This window comes from Niallia tiangongensis, assembly GCF_044704065.1.
GTDB lineage: Bacteria > Bacillota > Bacilli > Bacillales > Cytobacillaceae > Niallia > Niallia tiangongensis.
The window spans coordinates 4,144,278-4,162,003 of sequence record NZ_CP162613.1; the positions used below are offsets into that span (position 1 = coordinate 4,144,278).

Below are 17,726 nucleotides of genomic sequence, written 5' to 3' on the forward strand. Positions count from 1 at the left end.
AATGCTCCTGTTTTTTTTATCGGAACATCTCCTAATATCTTTAATATTTTTTATCCATTTCTTCAATTAAAAGAAGGATTTCTGCTATTACCGAATATAATTGGGGAGGTATACTATCCCCTAAATCCATATCTAATAAGTTTGCTACAAGTGAGGAGTCTTCTTGCATATGAATATTATTTTTTTGAGCTAATTCCATTATCTGTTGAGCAACCGCTCCCTTTCCTTGGGCAACAACTGTAGGAGCAGTACTTTTATCATCATATTTTAAAACTGCAGCAACGGAACCATTTCTTTCAAAGCGATTTTTTTGATTATAATATCTTGTCATGCTCATATTTGTAAGTTTACTCCTTTCTCTTGTAAAAAGTTATTAATATTAGCAATTTTTTCATTGTCTGTCTTCTTTATTCTTTCAGAAGAAGGACTTATCAGATGAGTAAATTGGATATTTTGAACTTGATAACCAATCTCCTGTAAACGATCTACAGCAATTTTAGAAAGGGGTGACATTTTCGTTTCAAAGTCTGCAGTATCATTTTTTACTGTGATTGATAGATTCCGATCGGTTGCATTTAATAAAATCCCAACATCCCCCAATTTTTTTGTCTCTAAAAGAAAATACAGATTACAATTCTCCCAATCTACTTGCTCTCCTTTTGATTTTGAATTAATAAACACTTGTATATTCTCGTTTTTCTCTCCTAATAACATTGGCAAATTAAAGAACATACTTTGCAATTGACTAGCTGAATCTTGCTTATTCAGTAATTGCTGACCAGAAATATTGTTTAATGCTTGTTCCGCCTGCCTAATAAGTTTTTCATCCCCTAGATTTTCAGAGCTTAACAATTTCAATAATGTAGACTTTAAATTCTCTTCCTGCTCTTTGTTCGGTACATGTGCTGACACAAGACTGTTTGCCACATCGCTTTCTCGATTTAAACCAAGCGATCGTATTTTTTCATACATATGTCGTGAAGAAGGCTGTTCGCCTTCTAATATATAGTTTCTACCAATATCTTCAGCTTGTTTTACTAAGCTTTTTAATGGAGAAACTTCTTCTAATAACGCACTATTTTTTGCAACATAATGAACAATTTTTTGTTCAGATGGTTTGTATTGAATACTATCAACCATCTTTTTTACCTCTGAAACAATTTCTGTTGCTTTTGCAGTATTTCCATTTGCTAGCTGTTTTTTCGCCTCTGCTAATTGAGAGCTCGCTTGAAGCAATCGCTTTTCTGTACGCATGTCTGCATATAACATTAAATCACTTTTTAAAATGGTTTGATCTAACTTATTGATTGTGCTTTCAATCATTTTGGATACTTGTGGGATACTTGCATCTTTATATTTTTCCATTAATTTTTGAGCATTATCTAAATTTCGATAAATCTCTCTCTTTATATCTCTAAATTCATGTGTTGCCTCTGCTAATTTTTGAGATATTTTTGTTACCATTATATCCTTTGAAGCTATTCCCATAGCTTGCAACTGACTATCCCATCGTTTCTCATCCATCTCTACTTGTTTTTGAGATCCATCTTCTACATAATCTGTATTTTCCTGTTGAATTGCAGTTTCTACTTCCTTTAAAGCATCAGCAATGGATTGTCTAGATGCCATTTCTCTTCCTTTGCTATTTAGCTCTAATGATGTATTAATTGCTTTTTCAATTTTTTCTTTTTTATCTGGACTAAGGTGTTCATTTTTAACAATCTCTGTTTTTAATTCATTTAGTGCTTTTTCTAAAATTGGTTCTTTTTGTATTTGTTTGGTAGCTTTTTTAATGCTATCCATCTGTAATTGTGTTGTTGCGTTCGACTTTGCTATTTCCTTATTATTTTCCACTTGCTTCAATTGACTATTATCTTTGGAAGTTGTTTGGCTATCCATATCTCTGGATTGATTAAGAGCTGTTTTTAAACGCTCTTTTGATGCTCCATTTAGTTGTTCTGCTTGGCTAATAACCTGCTCTAACTGTTTAACATTCTGTGGGCTAATAGTTTTATTATTTGCTACCAATTCTTTTACTTCGTTTAGGACATTGGTTATAGAGGAATTATTTTTAATATTATTTATTAATTGTCCTATTTCTTCTTTTGTTTGTTGAGATGGTAGTAAATCATTATTATTGGTAGATTCACTGGCTTGTTGTAAAACGTGATTTATTTTATTTAAACCAAGCTGTTCTTTTCCCATCATTTTTAAAATACTAGCTTCCTTGATAGCCTGTTCTACTTGTTTTACTACTTCTTGCGGCATTTTCGGGTTGTTGACGATTGTTTCTTTTACCGTTTGGATAGCTTTTTGTAGATTCGGCTCTTGGTTTACTCGGTCTTTTGTTTGCGCTAATTGGTCTTGGACCGCTTTTCCTTGATCCTGAGATGAGACTGGTTTCAACTGCGTTTCTACCGTTTTTTCCGCCTGCGTTATGGCTTGCACTAGTTTCTCTCGGCCTGCACTTTCTTGGCCTAAACGCTGGTTTATCGTCGCTTCTCTTATTGCCTGTTCTACTTGTTTTACTACTTCTTGCGGCATTTTTGGGTTGTTGACGATTGTTTCTTTTACCGTTTGGATAGCTTTTTGTAGATTCGGCTCTTGGTTTACTCGGTCTTTTGTTTGCGCTAATTGGTCTTGGACCGCTTTTCCTTGATCCTGAGATGAGACTGGTTTCAACTGCGTTTCTACCGTTTTTTCCGCCTGCGTTATGGCTTGCACTAGTTTCTCTCGGCCTGCACTTTCTTGGCCTAAACGCTGGTTTATCGTCGCTTCTCTTATTGCCTGTTCTACTTGTTTTACTACTTCTTGCGGCATTTTTGGGTTGTTGACGATTGTTTCTTTTACCGTTTGGATAGCTTTTTGTAGATTCGGCTCTTGGTTTACTCGGTCTTTTGTTTGCGCTAATTGGTCTTGAACCGCTTTTCCTTGATCCTGAGATGGGACTGGTTTCAACTGCGTTTCTACCTTTTTTTCCGCCTGCGTTATGGCTTGCACTAGTTTCTCCCGGCCTGCACTTTCTTGGCCTAAACGCTGGTTTATCGTCGCTTCTCTTATTGCCTGTTCTACTTGTTTTACTACTTCTTGCGGCATTTTTGGGTTGTTGACGATTGTTTCTTTTACCGTTTGGATAGCTTTTTGTAGATTCGGCTCTTGGTTTACTCGGTCTTTTGTTTGTGCTAATTGGTCTTGAACCGCTTTTCCTTGATCCTGAGATGGGACTGGTTTAAACTGCGTTTCTACCTTTTTTTCCGCCTGCGTTATGGCTTGCACTAGTTTCTCCCGGCCTGCACTTTCTTGACCCAATCGCTCGTTTATCGTTGCTTCTCTTATTGCCTGTTCTACTTGTTTTACTACTTCTTGCGGCATTTTCGGGTTGTTGACGATTGTTTCTTTTACCGTTTGGATAGCTTTTTGTAGATTCGGCTCTTGGTTTACTCGGTCTTTTGTTTGCGCTAATTGGTCTTGGACCGCTTTTCCTTGATCCTGAGATGAGACTGGTTTCAACTGCGTTTCTACCGTTTTTTCCGCCTGCGTTATGGCTTGCACTAGTTTCTCTCGGCCTGCACTTTCTTGGCCTAAACGCTGGTTTATCGTCGCTTCTCTTATTGCCTGTTCTACTTGTTTTACTACTTCTTGCGGCATTTTTGGGTTGTTGACGATTGTTTCTTTTACCGTTTGGATAGCTTTTTGTAGATTCGGCTCTTGGTTTACTCGGTCTTTTGTTTGCGCTAATTGGTCTTGAACCGCTTTTCCTTGATCCTGAGATGGGACTGGTTTCAACTGCGTTTCTACCTTTTTTTCCGCCTGCGTTATGGCTTGCACTAGTTTCTCCCGGCCTGCACTTTCTTGGCCTAAACGCTGGTTTATCGTCGCTTCTCTTATTGCCTGTTCTACTTGTTTTACTACTTCTTGCGGCATTTTTGGGTTGTTGACGATTGTTTCTTTTACCGTTTGGATAGCTTTTTGTAGATTCGGCTCTTGGTTTACTCGGTCTTTTGTTTGTGCTAATTGGTCTTGAACCGCTTTTCCTTGATCCTGAGATGGGACTGGTTTAAACTGCGTTTCTACCTTTTTTTCCGCCTGCGTTATGGCTTGCACTAGTTTCTCCCGGCCTGCACTTTCTTGACCCAATCGCTCGTTTATCGTTGCTTCTCTTATTGCCTGTTCTACTTGTTTTACTACTTCTTGCGGCATTTTTGGGTTGTTGACGATTGTTTCTTTTACCGTTTGGATAGCTTTTTGTAGATTCGGCTCTTGGTTTACTCGGTCTTTTGTTTGCGCTAATTGGTCTTGAACCGCTTTTCCTTGATCCTGAGATGGGACTGGTTTCAACTGCGTTTCTACCTTTTTTTCCGCCTGCGTTATGGCTTGTACTAGTTTCTCCCGGCCTGCACTTTCTTGACCCAATCGCTCGTTTATCGTTGCTTCTCTTATTGCCTGTTCTACTTGTTTTACTACTTCTTGCGGCATTCTTGGGTTGTTGACGATTGTTTCTTTTACCGTTTGGATAGCTTTTTGTAGATTCGGCTCTTGGTTTACTCGGTCTTTTGTTTGCGCTAATTGGTCTTGAACCGCTTTTCCTTGATCCTGAGATGGGACTGGTTTCAACTGCGTTTCTACCTTTTTTTCCGCCTGCGTTATGGCTTGTACTAGTTTCTCCCGGCCTGCACTTTCTTGACCCAATCGCTCGTTTATCGTTGCTTCTCTTATTGCCTGTTCTACTTGTTTTACTACTTCTTGCGGCATTCTTGGGTTGTTGACGATTGTTTCTTTTACCGTTTGAATTGCTTTTTGTAGATTCGGCTCTTGGTTTACTCGGTCTTTTGTTTGTGCTAATTGGTCTTGAACCGCTTTTCCTTGATCCTGAGATGGGACTGGTTTCAACTGCGTTTCTACCTTTTTTTCCGCCTGCGTTATGGCTTGCACTAGTTTCTCTCGGCCTGCACTTTCTTGACCCAATCGCTCGTTTATCGTCGCTTCTCTTATTGCCTGTTCTACTTGTTTTACTACTTCTTGCGGCATTTTCGGGTTGTTGATGATTGTTTCTTTTACCGTTTGAATTGCTTTTTGTAGATTCGGCTCTTGGTTTACTTGGTCTTTTGTTTGCGCTAATTGGTCTTGGACCGCTTTTCCTTGATCCTGAGATGGGACTGGTTTAAACTGCGTTTCTACCGTTTTTTCTGCCTGCGTTATGGCTTGTACTAGTTTCTCCCGGCCTGCACTTTCTTGGCCTAAACGCTGGTTTATCGTTGCTTCTCTTATTGCCTGTTCTACTTGTTTTACTACTTCTTGCGGCATTTTCGGATTATTGACGATTGTTTCTTTTACCGTTTGGATAGCTTTTTGTAGATTCGGCTCTTGGTTTACCTGGTCTTTCGTTTGGGCTAATTGGTCTTGGACCGCTTTTCCTTGATCTGTGGGTACGGGCTTTATTTGTTGATTCGTTACTTCTTTTTCCGCCTGCGTTATGGCTTGTACTAGTTTCTCCCGGCCTGCACTTTCTTGGCCCAATCGCTCGTTTATCGTCGCTTCTCTTATTGCCTGTTCTACTTGTTTTACTACTTCTTGCGGCATTTTCGGGTTGTTGACGATTGTTTCTTTTACCGTTTGGATGGCTTTTTGTAGATTCGGCTCTTGGTTTACCTGGTCTTTCGTTTGGGCTAATTGGTCTTGAACCGCTTTTCCTTGCTCTGTGGGTACGGGCTTTATTTGTTGATTCGTTACTTCTTTTTCTGCCTGCGTTATGGCTTGTACTAGTTTCTCTCGGCCTGCACTTTCTTGGCCTAAACGCTGGTTTATCGTCGCTTCTCTTATTGCCTGTTCTACTTGTTTTACTACTTCTTGCGGCATTTTCGGGTTATTGACGATTGTTTCTTTTACCGTTTGGATAGCTTTTTGTAGATTCGGCTCTTGGTTTACTCGGTCTTTTGTTTGCGCTAATTGGTCTTGAACCGCTTTTCCTTGATCCTGAGATGGGACTGGTTTCAACTGCGTTTCTACCTTTTTTTCCGCCTGCGTTATGGCTTGTACTAGGTTCTCCCGGCCTGCACTTTCTTGACCCAATCGCTCGTTTATCGTTGCTTCTCTTATTGCCTGTTCTACTTGTTTTACTACTTCTTGCGGCATTTTTGGGTTATTGACGATTGTTTCTTTTACCGTTTGGATAGCTTTTTGTAGATTCGGCTCTTGGTTTACTCGGTCTTTCGTTTGGGCTAATTGGTCTTGAACCGCTTTTCCTTGCTCTGTGGGTACGGGCTTTATTTGTTGATTCGTTACTTCTTTTTCTGCCTGCGTTATGGCTTGTACTAGTTTCTCCCGGCCTGCACTTTCTTGACCCAATCGCTGGTTTACCGTTGCTTCTCTTATTGCCTGTTCTACTTGTTTTACTACTTCTTGCGGCATTTTTGGGTTGTTGACGATTGTTTCTTTTACCGTTTGGATAGCTTTTTGTAGATTCGGCTCTTGGTTTACTCGGTCTTTTGTTTGGGCTAATTGGTCTTGAACCGCTTTTCCTTGATCCTGAGATGGGACTGGTTTCAACTGCGTTTCTACCTTTTTTTCCGCCTGCGTTATGGCTTGTACTAGTTTCTCCCGGCCAGCACTTTCTTGGCCTAAACGCTGGTTTATCGTCGCTTCTCTTATTGCCTGTTCTACTTGGTTTACTACTTCTTGCGGCATTTTCGGGTTGTTGACGATTGTTTCTTTTACCGTTTGGATAGCTTTTTGTAGATTCGGCTCTTGGTTTACTTGGTCTTTTATTTTATCTATTTCAATAGTAAGTTCTTGTAAATCATCTGTTTTTATGACATTTAACACATCAATTATTCTTGTTTTAGCTATTGTTTGTAGCTTTTCAGTATCTTGTATTGCCTGTGTAATATTTTTTATATTTTCTTTCGATATTTGTGCATTACCATTTAATTTCGAACGTATTAATTCTATTCCTTTTTGGATATCATTCTCCATTTCAAGAATGGAACTAAATTCGCTAATTAATTTATTTGAAATACTTTTTTGGTCTTGGGAAATAACTTCATTTTTTTGATTATAAATTGAAGAATTAATTTCTGTCTCTTTTTTCGATACATTATTTTGAAAATTAGGATCGATTGCATTTGCTATTTTTGAAACAACATTATCCAAGGATTCGCCATTGATTGCTGCATGAATAGACCGTAAATTAGAGTATGATACCTCAAGATTTTTATTTGCAAGTGCACGTAATGAAACCAATTTTTCTTCTATTGTCCCAGTTTCATTTTCAAAAAATGAATTTAATTTGACCAAAGTATCTCTATTAATTGAAGTCTTTTTTCCTACGATAGTTGTAGCCATTCTTAATTCATTTTTATTTTTTTCTGATAGATTCATATCTTCTATCATCTTTTCTGTTGCATTTGAATTTGATGATGAATCAGTACTAGAAGTAGAAATAGTTTTGACCTTAATTCTACTTCCATCTATGTCACTAATTTGCACAGAAACTCTATTTTCTTTTGGAACAGCATCCTCAAATTTAACATTAAAATCTTTCCCTTTAATTTGAATAACTGCTTCGCTTTCTGACATACGAGATTTTATTTGTGCGTTATATGTTTCATTTTTCGAAAGTTCTAATTGCTTTTCATTGGTTGTTACATTGGATAGTTGGGTTTTATTAAATATTTGCATAATAACACTCCCGTTAAATACATTCTTCTTACTATATCGGCCCAATGCTTCCTAACTTTATTTATTCGAAGGAAATGGTAAAAATTAATTAAAAAAGTTTAATAGAATGCCCATTCTATTAAACTTTTTAATTTTCCTACCTTTTATCTAATACACGATAGGCTGATTTATTTCTTTCTTCAATTTCCCTTTTACTTTTTCCCTCTTTTTCAACTAACTTCAAATCATTCTGTATTCCTGTTAAACAAGACTGACAAAGCTTTCCTTCACGAATAATCGTTCCACACTTTGCACATGGATAACCAAGATTAGGAAATTGCACAAGCTTAATTCTACCTTTTTTGATAAATTTATAAATCAACGTTCTCTCTACGCCCGTTGCTTCCACTACTTCATCCATTTGCGCTGTTCGATTCTGCTTTTTCCGAATAAATTGATAAACCTTTTCGAAATCTGCTTCCTCTTGCTTATAGCATTTCAGACACACATCGCGAATATTATTTAACACATAAATATCTCCACATTGTGGACAATTCCCTAGTTCTGCCATCCATGTTTCCTCCTCATCTAGCAATCGTAAAGGAAGTGATGGACTTTGCTCCCGCTTCCTTTAATACTTTCGCCGCATTTCGTAACGTCGAACCTGTAGTATATATATCGTCAACGAGGAGAATATCTTGAGCCATTATGTGCTCTTTCTGTTCTAGTTTAAAAATATTGTCTATCTGCAATCGCTCTTTTCTTGTTTTTTTCGATTGTTTCTCACTATGTAACCGAACAAGACCATTTACATAAGCTATTTTGGCATAGAAAAGAACAGCCTCCACTTGATTAAATCCTCTCTCATACAATCGTTCCTCACTTAATGGAATAGGAACCACCACCTTGTTTTTTGCAAAATCTTTCGGTAAAAAGGAGACAAAGGATGCTGCAATTCGAAAATCCCCTCGGTACTTAAATCGAGCGATTGTTTCTTTCAAAAAATCATTATATAAAAATAACGACTGGTTAGATTCCAAAATTCCTTTCCACTCTGCTGATTCCCCCCATCTTCTGCAATCATGGCATACTCCTCCTTCTACATGAACGGCATCAAGCAAATCAAGGGGACGACCACAAATCTGGCATGTTTCTCCCCTAATTACTTTAAGCTTTTCCTTACATCCCATGCATAAATAACATTCTGGCTCATTTGATAAAAGATATGTCCAGTTAAATTCAGGGGTAACTGGTGCCAAGCAAATCACACAAATCATTATAGAAGCATCCCCCTTTCCCTTGCCTCCTTATTACTTCTCATTATTTGCTTTCGCGCGGAAACCATATTATTTGTTTTTCCATAGTGAAAAAAAGTAATCGTTCCATCAGGAAATTCTTTTTTCCTCCCTACCCTTCCCGCAATTTGCACAAGAGCACTTTCTGTGAAAATTTGATTTTCTGCTCCTAACACAGCAACATCTACATTTGGAAACGTAACACCTCTTTCTAAAATCGTTGTCGTGATAAGCAAGTCCACTTTTTTATCACGCATTTTTTGCACCTTTTCTTTTCTCTCTGGATCTTCTGCATGAACCGTTTCCAAACTGCCTACTATTGATTGCAGAAGCATTTTTACTTTTTCCATATAATGAATTTTCGGGACAAATAAAAGCATTGGCTTATTCAGCAGAATACGGTCCTGAATCCACTTAACAACTGGCGCAGGGAGCTTATCCTTTTTCAATGTCTTTTCCCAATTACCACACCACTGAAAGTTTGGTACAGGCAAGGGAAATTGATGAAAACGCGCCGGAATCGTCACATAGTCAATCTTGTTTTGTCTGCATTTTTCTTGCCAGTTTTTATCGGGCGTTGCCGTTAAGTAGATGAGCGTGGAATGTTCTTTTCTCGCTTTTTGCACAGCATACTGAAGCGATTTGTCGACAGAATAAGGAAAGGCGTCCATCTCATCCAAAATAACAAGATCAAATGCCTGTTGGAAACGAAAGAGCTGGTGGGTCGTGCTTATTGTTAAGGGACTATAATGATGGCGATCTTCACTGCCTCCATAGACAGGAAGAACCTTTATTTTTGGAAAAACCTCTTGTAATCGAGGGGCTAATTCGAGGACAACGTCAGTGCGAGGAGTTGCAATGCAAACACGTTGATTTTTTTGCAATGCTTTTTCGATTCCTTTGAAAAGTATCTCGGTTTTCCCTGCTCCACATACTGCCCAAATTAAGAGTTCGGATTGTTTTTCAATTATGTTTTCCATTTTATCTGATGCCTCTTGCTGTCCAGCTGAAAGTGTTCCGCTCCATTGTAAAGTAATTTCTGAGGTGTCTTGATTTAGCTGCGGCCCACTCCAAGTAATTAACGGGGTGCATTCACTAATTCTTCCCATCATGATGCAGTTTCGACAATATGTGCATTTCTCTTTACATCTTGCACAGGGAAAACTTGCAAACAGCTGCTGATTCTCATTGCCACATCGCTTGCAAATATATTTATTGCGAGCATTTTTATCAATCCCCTTCAGATAGGAACAATATCCATTTTCATAATGTGCTTGGATTTCTTCTTGGGAAAAGGAAAGTTCATAAAGTAGCAATGCCTTGCCTTGAAGTGAAGATTGAAGATGTGGGTTGAATGGATCATTTTCTTTGAGAGGTGGCTTATGGATTTGAGTCAGTGAAATATCTGATATTCGGTAAGAGTGTTTGGGATTAGTTTTAGTGGGGATTAGCAGATTGTCTTTTAAATAAAACCGCATTAGTTTCCTCCTATTTCTGATTTAAAAAGGTTTAAGGATAAATGATGGACAGTCTTTTTACCCGTTCCAGTCACTTTCAGGTTTAATTTTGCTAGTATTCTTGATGATGTGTATATAGATTCTATTTGTAGAAATTCCCTAAGTTGAGAATTGGTAATTTGTTCCCCGAAAAGAAAGTAGTAGTCTTTTAAATTAGGTATCAATAATTGACTTTCCTTGTGTTTACACCCGGTACAATACCAGTGTTGCATATGTTTTTTCATCAAAAATTGATTGCAGCCTTCACATTTTATACCAGTAATAATATCTTTTTTATCAACCTGATATTTATGCAAAATCTCAGTATCTAAAGGAGTATGCTTTCTTTTTAACGATTTGATCAATTTCTTTCATCTGTTGGAAGGAATGTCGTTTTGTAAGAAGCAGTAAGTTTAGGAATTAATTCTGGTAAATATTCTTTATGAATTAAAGTATTTTTAAAGGTTTGAGTTTGAGTCGGAGATAGGCGCAAAATCGACTTGGTATTACTAAACACAACGAGGGGATAAATCGGAATGTCGGGGAATTGATTGACCGCTAACCAGCTCTTAAGTTGTCTCTTAAGCCTATTAACTTGAAGTATAGGATCAGGGAAGGCCTCTTTCTCTTCTCCTTTTATTCGTATCATTTGGTGCAAATCGGTATCAAAGTATAGTTCACCGATTATGTTTTTCACTTCGATGATTAACGCATATTTTGCATGGAGGATTAATACATCAATTTGGAAAAAATGCTTTCCATCTCAAAGCCGTAAATCATGAAGTATAAAGTATTCCTCATCTGGTAAAAAGCTAAGTGGGAAGTCTACAGCTTTCTCTCCTCTGTATCCCGCCAATTTCCATTGATAATCTTGATTAATCAAAGAAATATTAGGATGATTTACTTTAATCCTAGAGAGTAAAGACTCTAATTGAAGCACTCGATATGGATATTCAATTGGTTTTACAATCAATTAATCACTTCCTTTCATTTTTATAACAACATTATTCTAGAACTTAGTTAAAATACCTGCTTATTTTGGAAAATTATTGCGTCTATTTAAGCATTATTTATTTTGTGTTCATCTATGATTAGAATGAAAGTGGTTTTAGTTGCAACTTTCTTTTAGTTGCAACTTTCATTTACTTGCGACTTTCTCACCTTTACTTGCAGCTTCTCCACTTTTACTTGCGGCTCCTTCCCCCTTACTTGCGACTTCCTCTCTTTTACTTGCAACTCTTCACCTTACTTGCAGCTTCTCCACTCTTACTTGCGACTCCTTTCCCCTTACTTGCGACTTTCTCACCTTTACTTGCAACGCTTCACCTTACTTGCAACTTCTCACTTCTACTTGCGACTCTCCCTCTTTTACTTGCAACGCTTCAGCTTACTTGCAACTTCCCCACTTTTACTTGCGACTTTCCCTCCCTTACTTGCAACTTCCCCTCCTTTACTTGCGACTCCCCCTCCCTTCCTTGCGACTCCCCCTCCCTTCCTTGCGACTCCTCTCCACACCCCGATCCACCAACACCAATCGAGTAGGAGGCACGTTACCGTGCCGACCTCTCACACCACCGTACGTACCGTTCGGTATACGGCGGTTCGAAAGTTTATGAAATCACCTTCATTAAGGATTTTAAACCTCGCTCTTGCCAATATTGATTATTTAGGGCAAGATGTAAGATAGGATTGTATGATAGGCGCCAATATCCCTTTCGGGAGTTGGCGTTTCTTCTTGCTTCATCGATGGATATTCCAAGCTTTCTCAGGTTTTTGTATTTCGTTTTGACCTTTTTCCACTCTTTCCATCTACAAGCTCTTAATCTTCTCCTAATATGACTGTCTGTTTCACGGGCATATTTCTTGATGTCCGCAATTTTAAAGTAGTTTCCCCAGCCTTGTATTAGTTGGTTTATTTTCGCGATACGTAATTCCATACTTACTCCCCAGTTTCGGTTCGTTAGTTTCTTTAGTTTTTCTTCAAACCTTTTCTTTCTCTCTTTTGGCACGAATACTCTAGTCTTGCTTCTATTCTGGTAAAAACTTACCCCTAAAAATATCCGTGCTATCGGCTTTCCCACAGCGCTTTTCTCCTCATTCACCTTCAGTTTTAATTTTCTTTCGATGAATTGAGTAATACCTTCTTTTACTCGTTCTCCTGATTTCATACTTTTGACAAAGATGTTGCAGTCATCTGCGTATCTCACGAATTTGTGTCCTCGCTTTTCCAGTTCTTTATCTAGTTCATTAAGCATGATATTGCTTAGTAACGGACTTAGCGGGCCTCCTTGAGGTGTCCCTTCTGTATTCGGTTTAACTAGTCCGTTCTCCATAACTCCTGCTTGAAGATATCTTCTGATTAATTTCAAGGTAGGTTTGTCTGTTATGGTCTTAGCTATTAGAGACATGAGTTTATCATGGTTAACTCGGTCGAAAAATTTCTCTAGGTCTATGTCTACTACGAAGTTGTATCCATCTTCGATAAATTGCCTTGCTTGTTCTATCGCTTGATGAGCACTTTTATTTGGTCTAAATCCGTAACTATAAGGACTAAACTGTCTTTCAAAAATAGGGGTAAGCTTCTGTACAAGGGCTTGTTGGATTACTCTGTCTGTCACTGTAGGGATTCCTAGCTTCCGTTTCCCTCCATTTGGTTTGGGAATATCAACCCTTCTTACTGCTTGCGGTTTATATTTTCCTTCCTTCATAAGTCCGATAATCTTTTGACCTTCTTCTTTCAAGTGAAGGTGAGTAGCTTCTACATCTTTCGCATCGACTCCTGCTGCTCCTTTGTTACTTTTGACCTTCTTGAAAGCTTTATTTAGATTATCTAGTTCTACTATTTTTTCCATTAAACTTATATCTGAATTTGATTTCATATTGTTTCCGTGTTTTGGAGATTGCATAAGGATAACTACACTCTATATGGAACTCACCAGCTTTCCGAGCCTTCTTTCCCATATAGTCATTATGTTGGCTGTTTCCTTGTTTCCTTATAAATAACTCTAACACGGTCTCTCCTTTCGTTCCGTCCTTCTCAAATTCGAAAATTTGATACTATGACTTCTGCTGACTTCTCTTGATTCAGCTATCTATCGCTAGATAGGTTCCTAGTAGGGTTTTCAAGAGATCTCCCGGGGTAAGTTCACTCGCTTTCTCCTCATATATCTGCCACATTTATTCCCATTTCATCTGTGGATATTTTGGACTTTGTTTTGTTTTGCAAACTCATCCTGAAATGGAAACCTCAAATGTGATTCGTGTACCTCAGACCGAGGATTTGTCTAGGGCTTCCTTCAGATTCCGCGTCACCACGGACACCCTTGCCTTCGACTAATGGTTCGCATATCCCAACGCCCATAGTGGACTTTCACCACCAAGCTAGTGAACATGCCCGGCACACAAAAACCCCGATTCTCACCAAGAACCGGGATCACACACAACTCTATTATCTTTTCTTCATCCAGCCAAGCCCCATAGATCCTTCACCTAAGTGTGTTCCAATTACAGCACCAAAGTAGCTTAAAGAGAATTCAATATTTGGGAATTCTTGCTCTAACTCCGCTTTCCATTCTTTTGCTTCTTCTTGCCGATTAGCATGGATAATGACTGCGTAGTAACTGTCGCCATTTGTCGCTTCTCGCAAAAGCTCTACAATGCGCTTCATTGCTCTTTTTTTTGTGCGGATTTTTTCAAATGGGACGATTAGTTTATCTTCGAAATGAAGCAACGGTTTTACTTGAAGGAGGCTACCTATTATTGCTTGGGCGCTTGATAGGCGTCCGCCTCGTTGAAGATTAGACAAATCGTCTACCATAAAGTAAGCATGGCTTGTTTCTTTCAATTCATCTAGAATTGGGATTATTTCTGCTGCTGATTTCCCTTGCTGGACCAACTTTGCTGCTTCAATTGCATAAAAGCCTTGAACCATACAACTCACTTCTGTATCAAAACCAAATACTTCAATTCCTTCCACCATGTCTCCAGCAGAAATTGCGCCTTGGTAAGTACCGCTTATGCCACTTGATAAGTGTATGCTGATTACTTCATCATAAGTTTCGGCTAGCTGTTCAAATAGCTCCACAAACTTTCCAATTGGTGGTTGAGAGGTAGTTGGCAGCTCCTTCGTTTTAATTTCTTCATAAAAATCGGCAGCTGTTAAATCTCTTTCTTCCTCATACACTTCTGTACCGAGAATGACCGTCAACGGAATCATATGTATATCATACTTTTCCCTCATTTCTTGAGGAATATAAGCCGTACTATCTGTAACAATAGCTGTTTTCATCCAATTAATTACCTTCCTTATCTATTCGTTTGTCTATCATTTTAACTAAAAAAGAGTTTATTTGCATTATTAATTAACTCTATTATAATGCACAAAAAGAGGAATTAATATCGAATTTTAAAAGGCAGGGTAAATATAACAATAGATTTCATTTTTGAGAGGAAGGAGGAACTGGAATATTTCTTCTTTTTAGTTCAGCAAGGAGGATCATGATGAACTCTTCCGCTAGCTCTAATTTTACAGCGTCTGTATATGCTTTTAATAGGATTGGATCCGAAATTTTGTTTATTCCATTCATTAGGAATTCTCCTATCAACTAAGGTATTTATACATATTTTATCAAGAATCACTACAAAATATAGGTAAAAACACCTAGTTCCAACAGATTTTTATGACAAATCCCTAACAAATTACTGGATAAACATGGAACAATAAGGAAATTTTCTCCATTTGGTCTCCATATAAAAATAAAAAGGAGCTCCTCAAACCATCTAGTGATTCAGGTAACTCCTTTCTTATTAATGAACTTCTACCCAACCGTTTTTAATAGCAAAAACAACTGCTTGTGTACGGTCATTTACATTCATTTTTTGTAAAATATTACTTACATGGTTTTTAACTGTTTTTTCACTAATAAATAGCGCCTCTCCGATTCCTCTGTTACTTTTTCCATCTGCAAGAAGCTGTAAGACTTCACATTCACGTCTTGTTAATAAATGTAACGGTCTTCTAATTTCCACCACTGGTACATGATGTTCATCAGAATTGGCATTTTCTAATGCTAAACGACGATATTCATTTACTAGATTGTGGGTTACTTTCGGATGTAAATAGGAACCGCCATCTGCTACTACTTTAACAGCTTCAATTAGTGCATCTGCATCCATTTCTTTTAACAGATAACCGCTTGCTCCTGTTTTTAATGCATGGGTTACGTAGTTTTCATCATCATGAATAGATAGAATAATTACCTTTGTTTCAGGAAATTTCTCTAACAATTGTCTTGTTGCCTCTACTCCATTAATAGTAGGCATGTTTATATCCATAATGGTTACGTCTGGTTGGTATTCTTCAATTAGCTGAATGGCTTGTGTACCATCATCCCCTTCAGCTACAATCTCGAAACTCGATTCGAAATCGAGAATTCTTTTTACCCCTTCTCTAAACAATTGGTGATCGTCAATAATAACTATCTTTGTAGTCAACTGCTCCGCCTCCCTTTTTTCTTTAGGCTCTTTTCGAAACAATGTTATTTTTTGCTTATAGATGAAGTCCGTTGATTTCCGCTCCAGCCACTTGCTTTCTACGGGGAGGGATGACGCTCCTCGGCTGAGCCTGTGGGGTTTTCCACTTCCCTCACTTCCCGTAGGAGTCAAGTGTCCTCCACTCCAATCAACTTTTGAATGTTAAACCTCATTTGTGTTAAAACAACAAACTTCACGAAAACAGTCTTTCTTATCATCTAATAGGAACGTTAATCATAATAATCGTTCCAACCCCGAGTTTTGAATCAATGGTTAATTCCCCATCAAGGAGTTGGACTCTTTCTCTCATCCCAATTAAGCCAAAGGATTCTTCCTTCTTCTGATTCTTATCGAATCCTTTTCCATTATCCTTAACTAAGACGATAATTTGATTTCTTCGTAATTCTACTTTTACCGTAATATTAGATGCTTCTGCGTGCTTTAAAGCATTTTGTATGGATTCTTGAACTAACCGAAAAAGTGCAACCTCGTATTTACTAGGAAGTCTTATTTCTTTCCCCATTGTGGCAAACTCAATTTTTGTCGATTCATGATACTCCTCTATTGTTTTCAGATATTTTTTCAACGTTGGAATAAGACCTAGATCATCTAAAGCCATTGGACGAAGATCATAAATAATTCGCCTTACCTCATATAAGGCACTTCGTACCATGGCTTTTAAATTTCTGATTTCTTCAAAAGCATCTGTCGCACCACGTTCTTTATATATTCTTTCCACTAAATCAGAACGCATCATTACATTTGCCATCATTTGTGCAGGACCATCGTGAATCTCCCGAGAAAGTCTCTTTTTCTCTTCTTCCTGAGCACCGATAATTTTCAGTCCAAAATCCTGCTTTTGCTTGGCGTCTTCTATTACTTCGCCAACCTGTTTTAAATCACTAACTAAGTAATTCATTACGACAGAAATTTGCGTCACCAGATGCTCTGCACGCTCAATTGTCTCGTCGAGTCCTAACAACCGGCGCTCCAGATCATCTCTTCGCTCTCGATATTGCTTTTCTAGGTGACGATTCATGCTTAAATCAATTTGCAGCGTATGTGCTCTTTCATAAGCTTCCCGTACTTCCGCCTCTGAGTATTCATTAAAATGCTTACTCACTTCTGATAAACGTTTACGAGCAAATCGAGACTGTATTTCTAGCTTGTCTCCTTTTTCTATCGTATCTAACACGAGTACTTTTATTTCTTTTAATTCTTCGGTAAGGGTTTCATAATCTTGTCGACATTGTTCTCCAATACGAAAAATTTCGTCTTTGCTAGAACCAACGGTCTGAATCATTTGCTCCACAATATAATCTAACGGTTTTGTGTCAAATTTCCTTATTAACATATATAATTCCTCCAAAAAAGCTAAAACCCTTTCAACATCCATTCTTATTTTAGCTTGAAAGTTAATAATATGTATAATTCATCCTAAAATAAATGAAAATCGTTATTTAGACACATATTCCCCCTATTCAAAACCATGTCCCAAGACCTATTAATATCAAGGATTGCTGTGAAAAAGTATGTATAAATTCGCTTATATAATTTTATCCTATTCTAAACAAAAATCAAAGTAAAAGAAAATACATATAAGAAAGAACCTGTAAACAAAAGACTCGTAAGCCTCTCCATGAAGAATAGCCCATACCATATGTAGCGGGTCTTTTCGAGCATGGAGTTTTACTTATTATATCACGCTTGCAAAATCGCTATATTAAGATTTGATTACAAAGAGAAC

General features: G+C 37.8%; 13 protein-coding genes. All 13 read right to left on the reverse strand.

Annotated elements, in window-relative coordinates; all coding sequences use genetic code 11:
* Positions 1–40: 40 nt before the first annotated feature.
* The 13 genes from AB3U99_RS19790 to AB3U99_RS19850 all read right to left on the reverse strand — a co-directional run bounded on the left by AB3U99_RS19790 (position 41) and on the right by AB3U99_RS19850 (position 17,333).
* Positions 41–337 (reverse strand): EscU/YscU/HrcU family type III secretion system export apparatus switch protein, encoded by a 297-nt coding sequence (locus AB3U99_RS19790; protein ID WP_400243416.1) that lies wholly within the window; start codon positions 335–337, stop codon positions 41–43.
* A complete protein-coding gene (locus tag AB3U99_RS19795) occupies positions 334–7,677 on the reverse strand; it encodes a hypothetical protein (protein ID WP_400243417.1) in 7,344 nt (2,447 codons plus the stop codon). Before AB3U99_RS19795 ends, AB3U99_RS19790 begins: the two co-directional genes overlap by 4 nt.
* 136 nt (positions 7,678–7,813) lie before the next feature.
* Positions 7,814–8,227, reverse strand: coding sequence for a TIGR03826 family flagellar region protein (locus AB3U99_RS19800; protein WP_400243419.1), 414 nt, complete (start codon positions 8,225–8,227; stop codon positions 7,814–7,816).
* A 13-nt stretch (positions 8,228–8,240) separates the two neighbouring features.
* Positions 8,241–8,933: a ComF family protein gene (locus tag AB3U99_RS19805; protein WP_400243421.1), complete on the reverse strand. Its 693-nt coding sequence runs from the start codon at positions 8,931–8,933 to the stop codon at positions 8,241–8,243.
* Positions 8,933–10,429: a DEAD/DEAH box helicase gene (locus tag AB3U99_RS19810; RefSeq protein ID WP_400243423.1), complete on the reverse strand. Its 1,497-nt coding sequence runs from the start codon at positions 10,427–10,429 to the stop codon at positions 8,933–8,935. Before AB3U99_RS19810 ends, AB3U99_RS19805 begins: the two co-directional genes overlap by 1 nt.
* Entirely contained in the window at positions 10,429–10,812 is a 384-nt protein-coding gene (locus AB3U99_RS19815; protein ID WP_400243424.1) for a hypothetical protein, read from the reverse strand. The genes AB3U99_RS19810 and AB3U99_RS19815 overlap by 1 nt, the downstream gene beginning before the upstream one ends.
* Positions 10,809–11,189: a nuclease-related domain-containing protein gene (locus tag AB3U99_RS19820; RefSeq protein WP_400248128.1), complete on the reverse strand. Its 381-nt coding sequence runs from the start codon at positions 11,187–11,189 to the stop codon at positions 10,809–10,811. The genes AB3U99_RS19815 and AB3U99_RS19820 overlap by 4 nt, the downstream gene beginning before the upstream one ends.
* Before the next feature lie 21 nt (positions 11,190–11,210).
* The gene (locus tag AB3U99_RS19825; protein WP_400243426.1) at positions 11,211–11,420 is read right to left on the reverse strand and encodes a hypothetical protein; all 210 of its coding nucleotides are present in this window, start codon (positions 11,418–11,420) and stop codon (positions 11,211–11,213) included.
* 637 nt (positions 11,421–12,057) lie between these two features.
* Positions 12,058–13,353 (reverse strand): group II intron reverse transcriptase/maturase, encoded by a 1,296-nt coding sequence (gene ltrA, locus AB3U99_RS19830; RefSeq protein ID WP_400243428.1) that lies wholly within the window; start codon positions 13,351–13,353, stop codon positions 12,058–12,060.
* Positions 13,354–13,895: 542 nt separating this feature from the next.
* Positions 13,896–14,735: a DegV family protein gene (locus AB3U99_RS19835; protein ID WP_400243429.1), complete on the reverse strand. Its 840-nt coding sequence runs from the start codon at positions 14,733–14,735 to the stop codon at positions 13,896–13,898.
* A gap of 148 nt (positions 14,736–14,883) precedes the next feature.
* A complete protein-coding gene (sda, locus tag AB3U99_RS19840) occupies positions 14,884–15,033 on the reverse strand; it encodes a sporulation histidine kinase inhibitor Sda (RefSeq protein ID WP_400243431.1) in 150 nt (49 codons plus the stop codon).
* Between the two features lie 220 nt (positions 15,034–15,253).
* Positions 15,254–15,940, reverse strand: coding sequence for a response regulator (locus AB3U99_RS19845; protein ID WP_400243432.1), 687 nt, complete (start codon positions 15,938–15,940; stop codon positions 15,254–15,256).
* A 253-nt stretch (positions 15,941–16,193) separates the two neighbouring features.
* Positions 16,194–17,333: a sensor histidine kinase gene (locus AB3U99_RS19850; RefSeq protein ID WP_400243433.1), complete on the reverse strand. Its 1,140-nt coding sequence runs from the start codon at positions 17,331–17,333 to the stop codon at positions 16,194–16,196.
* Positions 17,334–17,726 lie beyond the last annotated feature (393 nt).

Coding starts and splice junctions, on each gene's coding strand:
- AB3U99_RS19790 (WP_400243416.1), bottom strand. CDS start 337: ATGAGCATGACAAGATATTATAATCAAAAAAATCGCTTTGAAAGAAAT.
- AB3U99_RS19795 (WP_400243417.1), bottom strand. CDS start 7,677: ATGCAAATATTTAATAAAACCCAACTATCCAATGTAACAACCAATGAA.
- AB3U99_RS19800 (WP_400243419.1), bottom strand. CDS start 8,227: ATGGCAGAACTAGGGAATTGTCCACAATGTGGAGATATTTATGTGTTA.
- AB3U99_RS19805 (WP_400243421.1), bottom strand. CDS start 8,933: ATGATTTGTGTGATTTGCTTGGCACCAGTTACCCCTGAATTTAACTGG.
- AB3U99_RS19810 (WP_400243423.1), bottom strand. CDS start 10,429: ATGCGGTTTTATTTAAAAGACAATCTGCTAATCCCCACTAAAACTAAT.
- ltrA (WP_400243428.1), bottom strand. CDS start 13,353: ATGCAATCTCCAAAACACGGAAACAATATGAAATCAAATTCAGATATA.
- AB3U99_RS19835 (WP_400243429.1), bottom strand. CDS start 14,735: ATGAAAACAGCTATTGTTACAGATAGTACGGCTTATATTCCTCAAGAA.
- sda (WP_400243431.1), bottom strand. CDS start 15,033: ATGAATGGAATAAACAAAATTTCGGATCCAATCCTATTAAAAGCATAT.
- AB3U99_RS19850 (WP_400243433.1), bottom strand. CDS start 17,333: ATGTTAATAAGGAAATTTGACACAAAACCGTTAGATTATATTGTGGAG.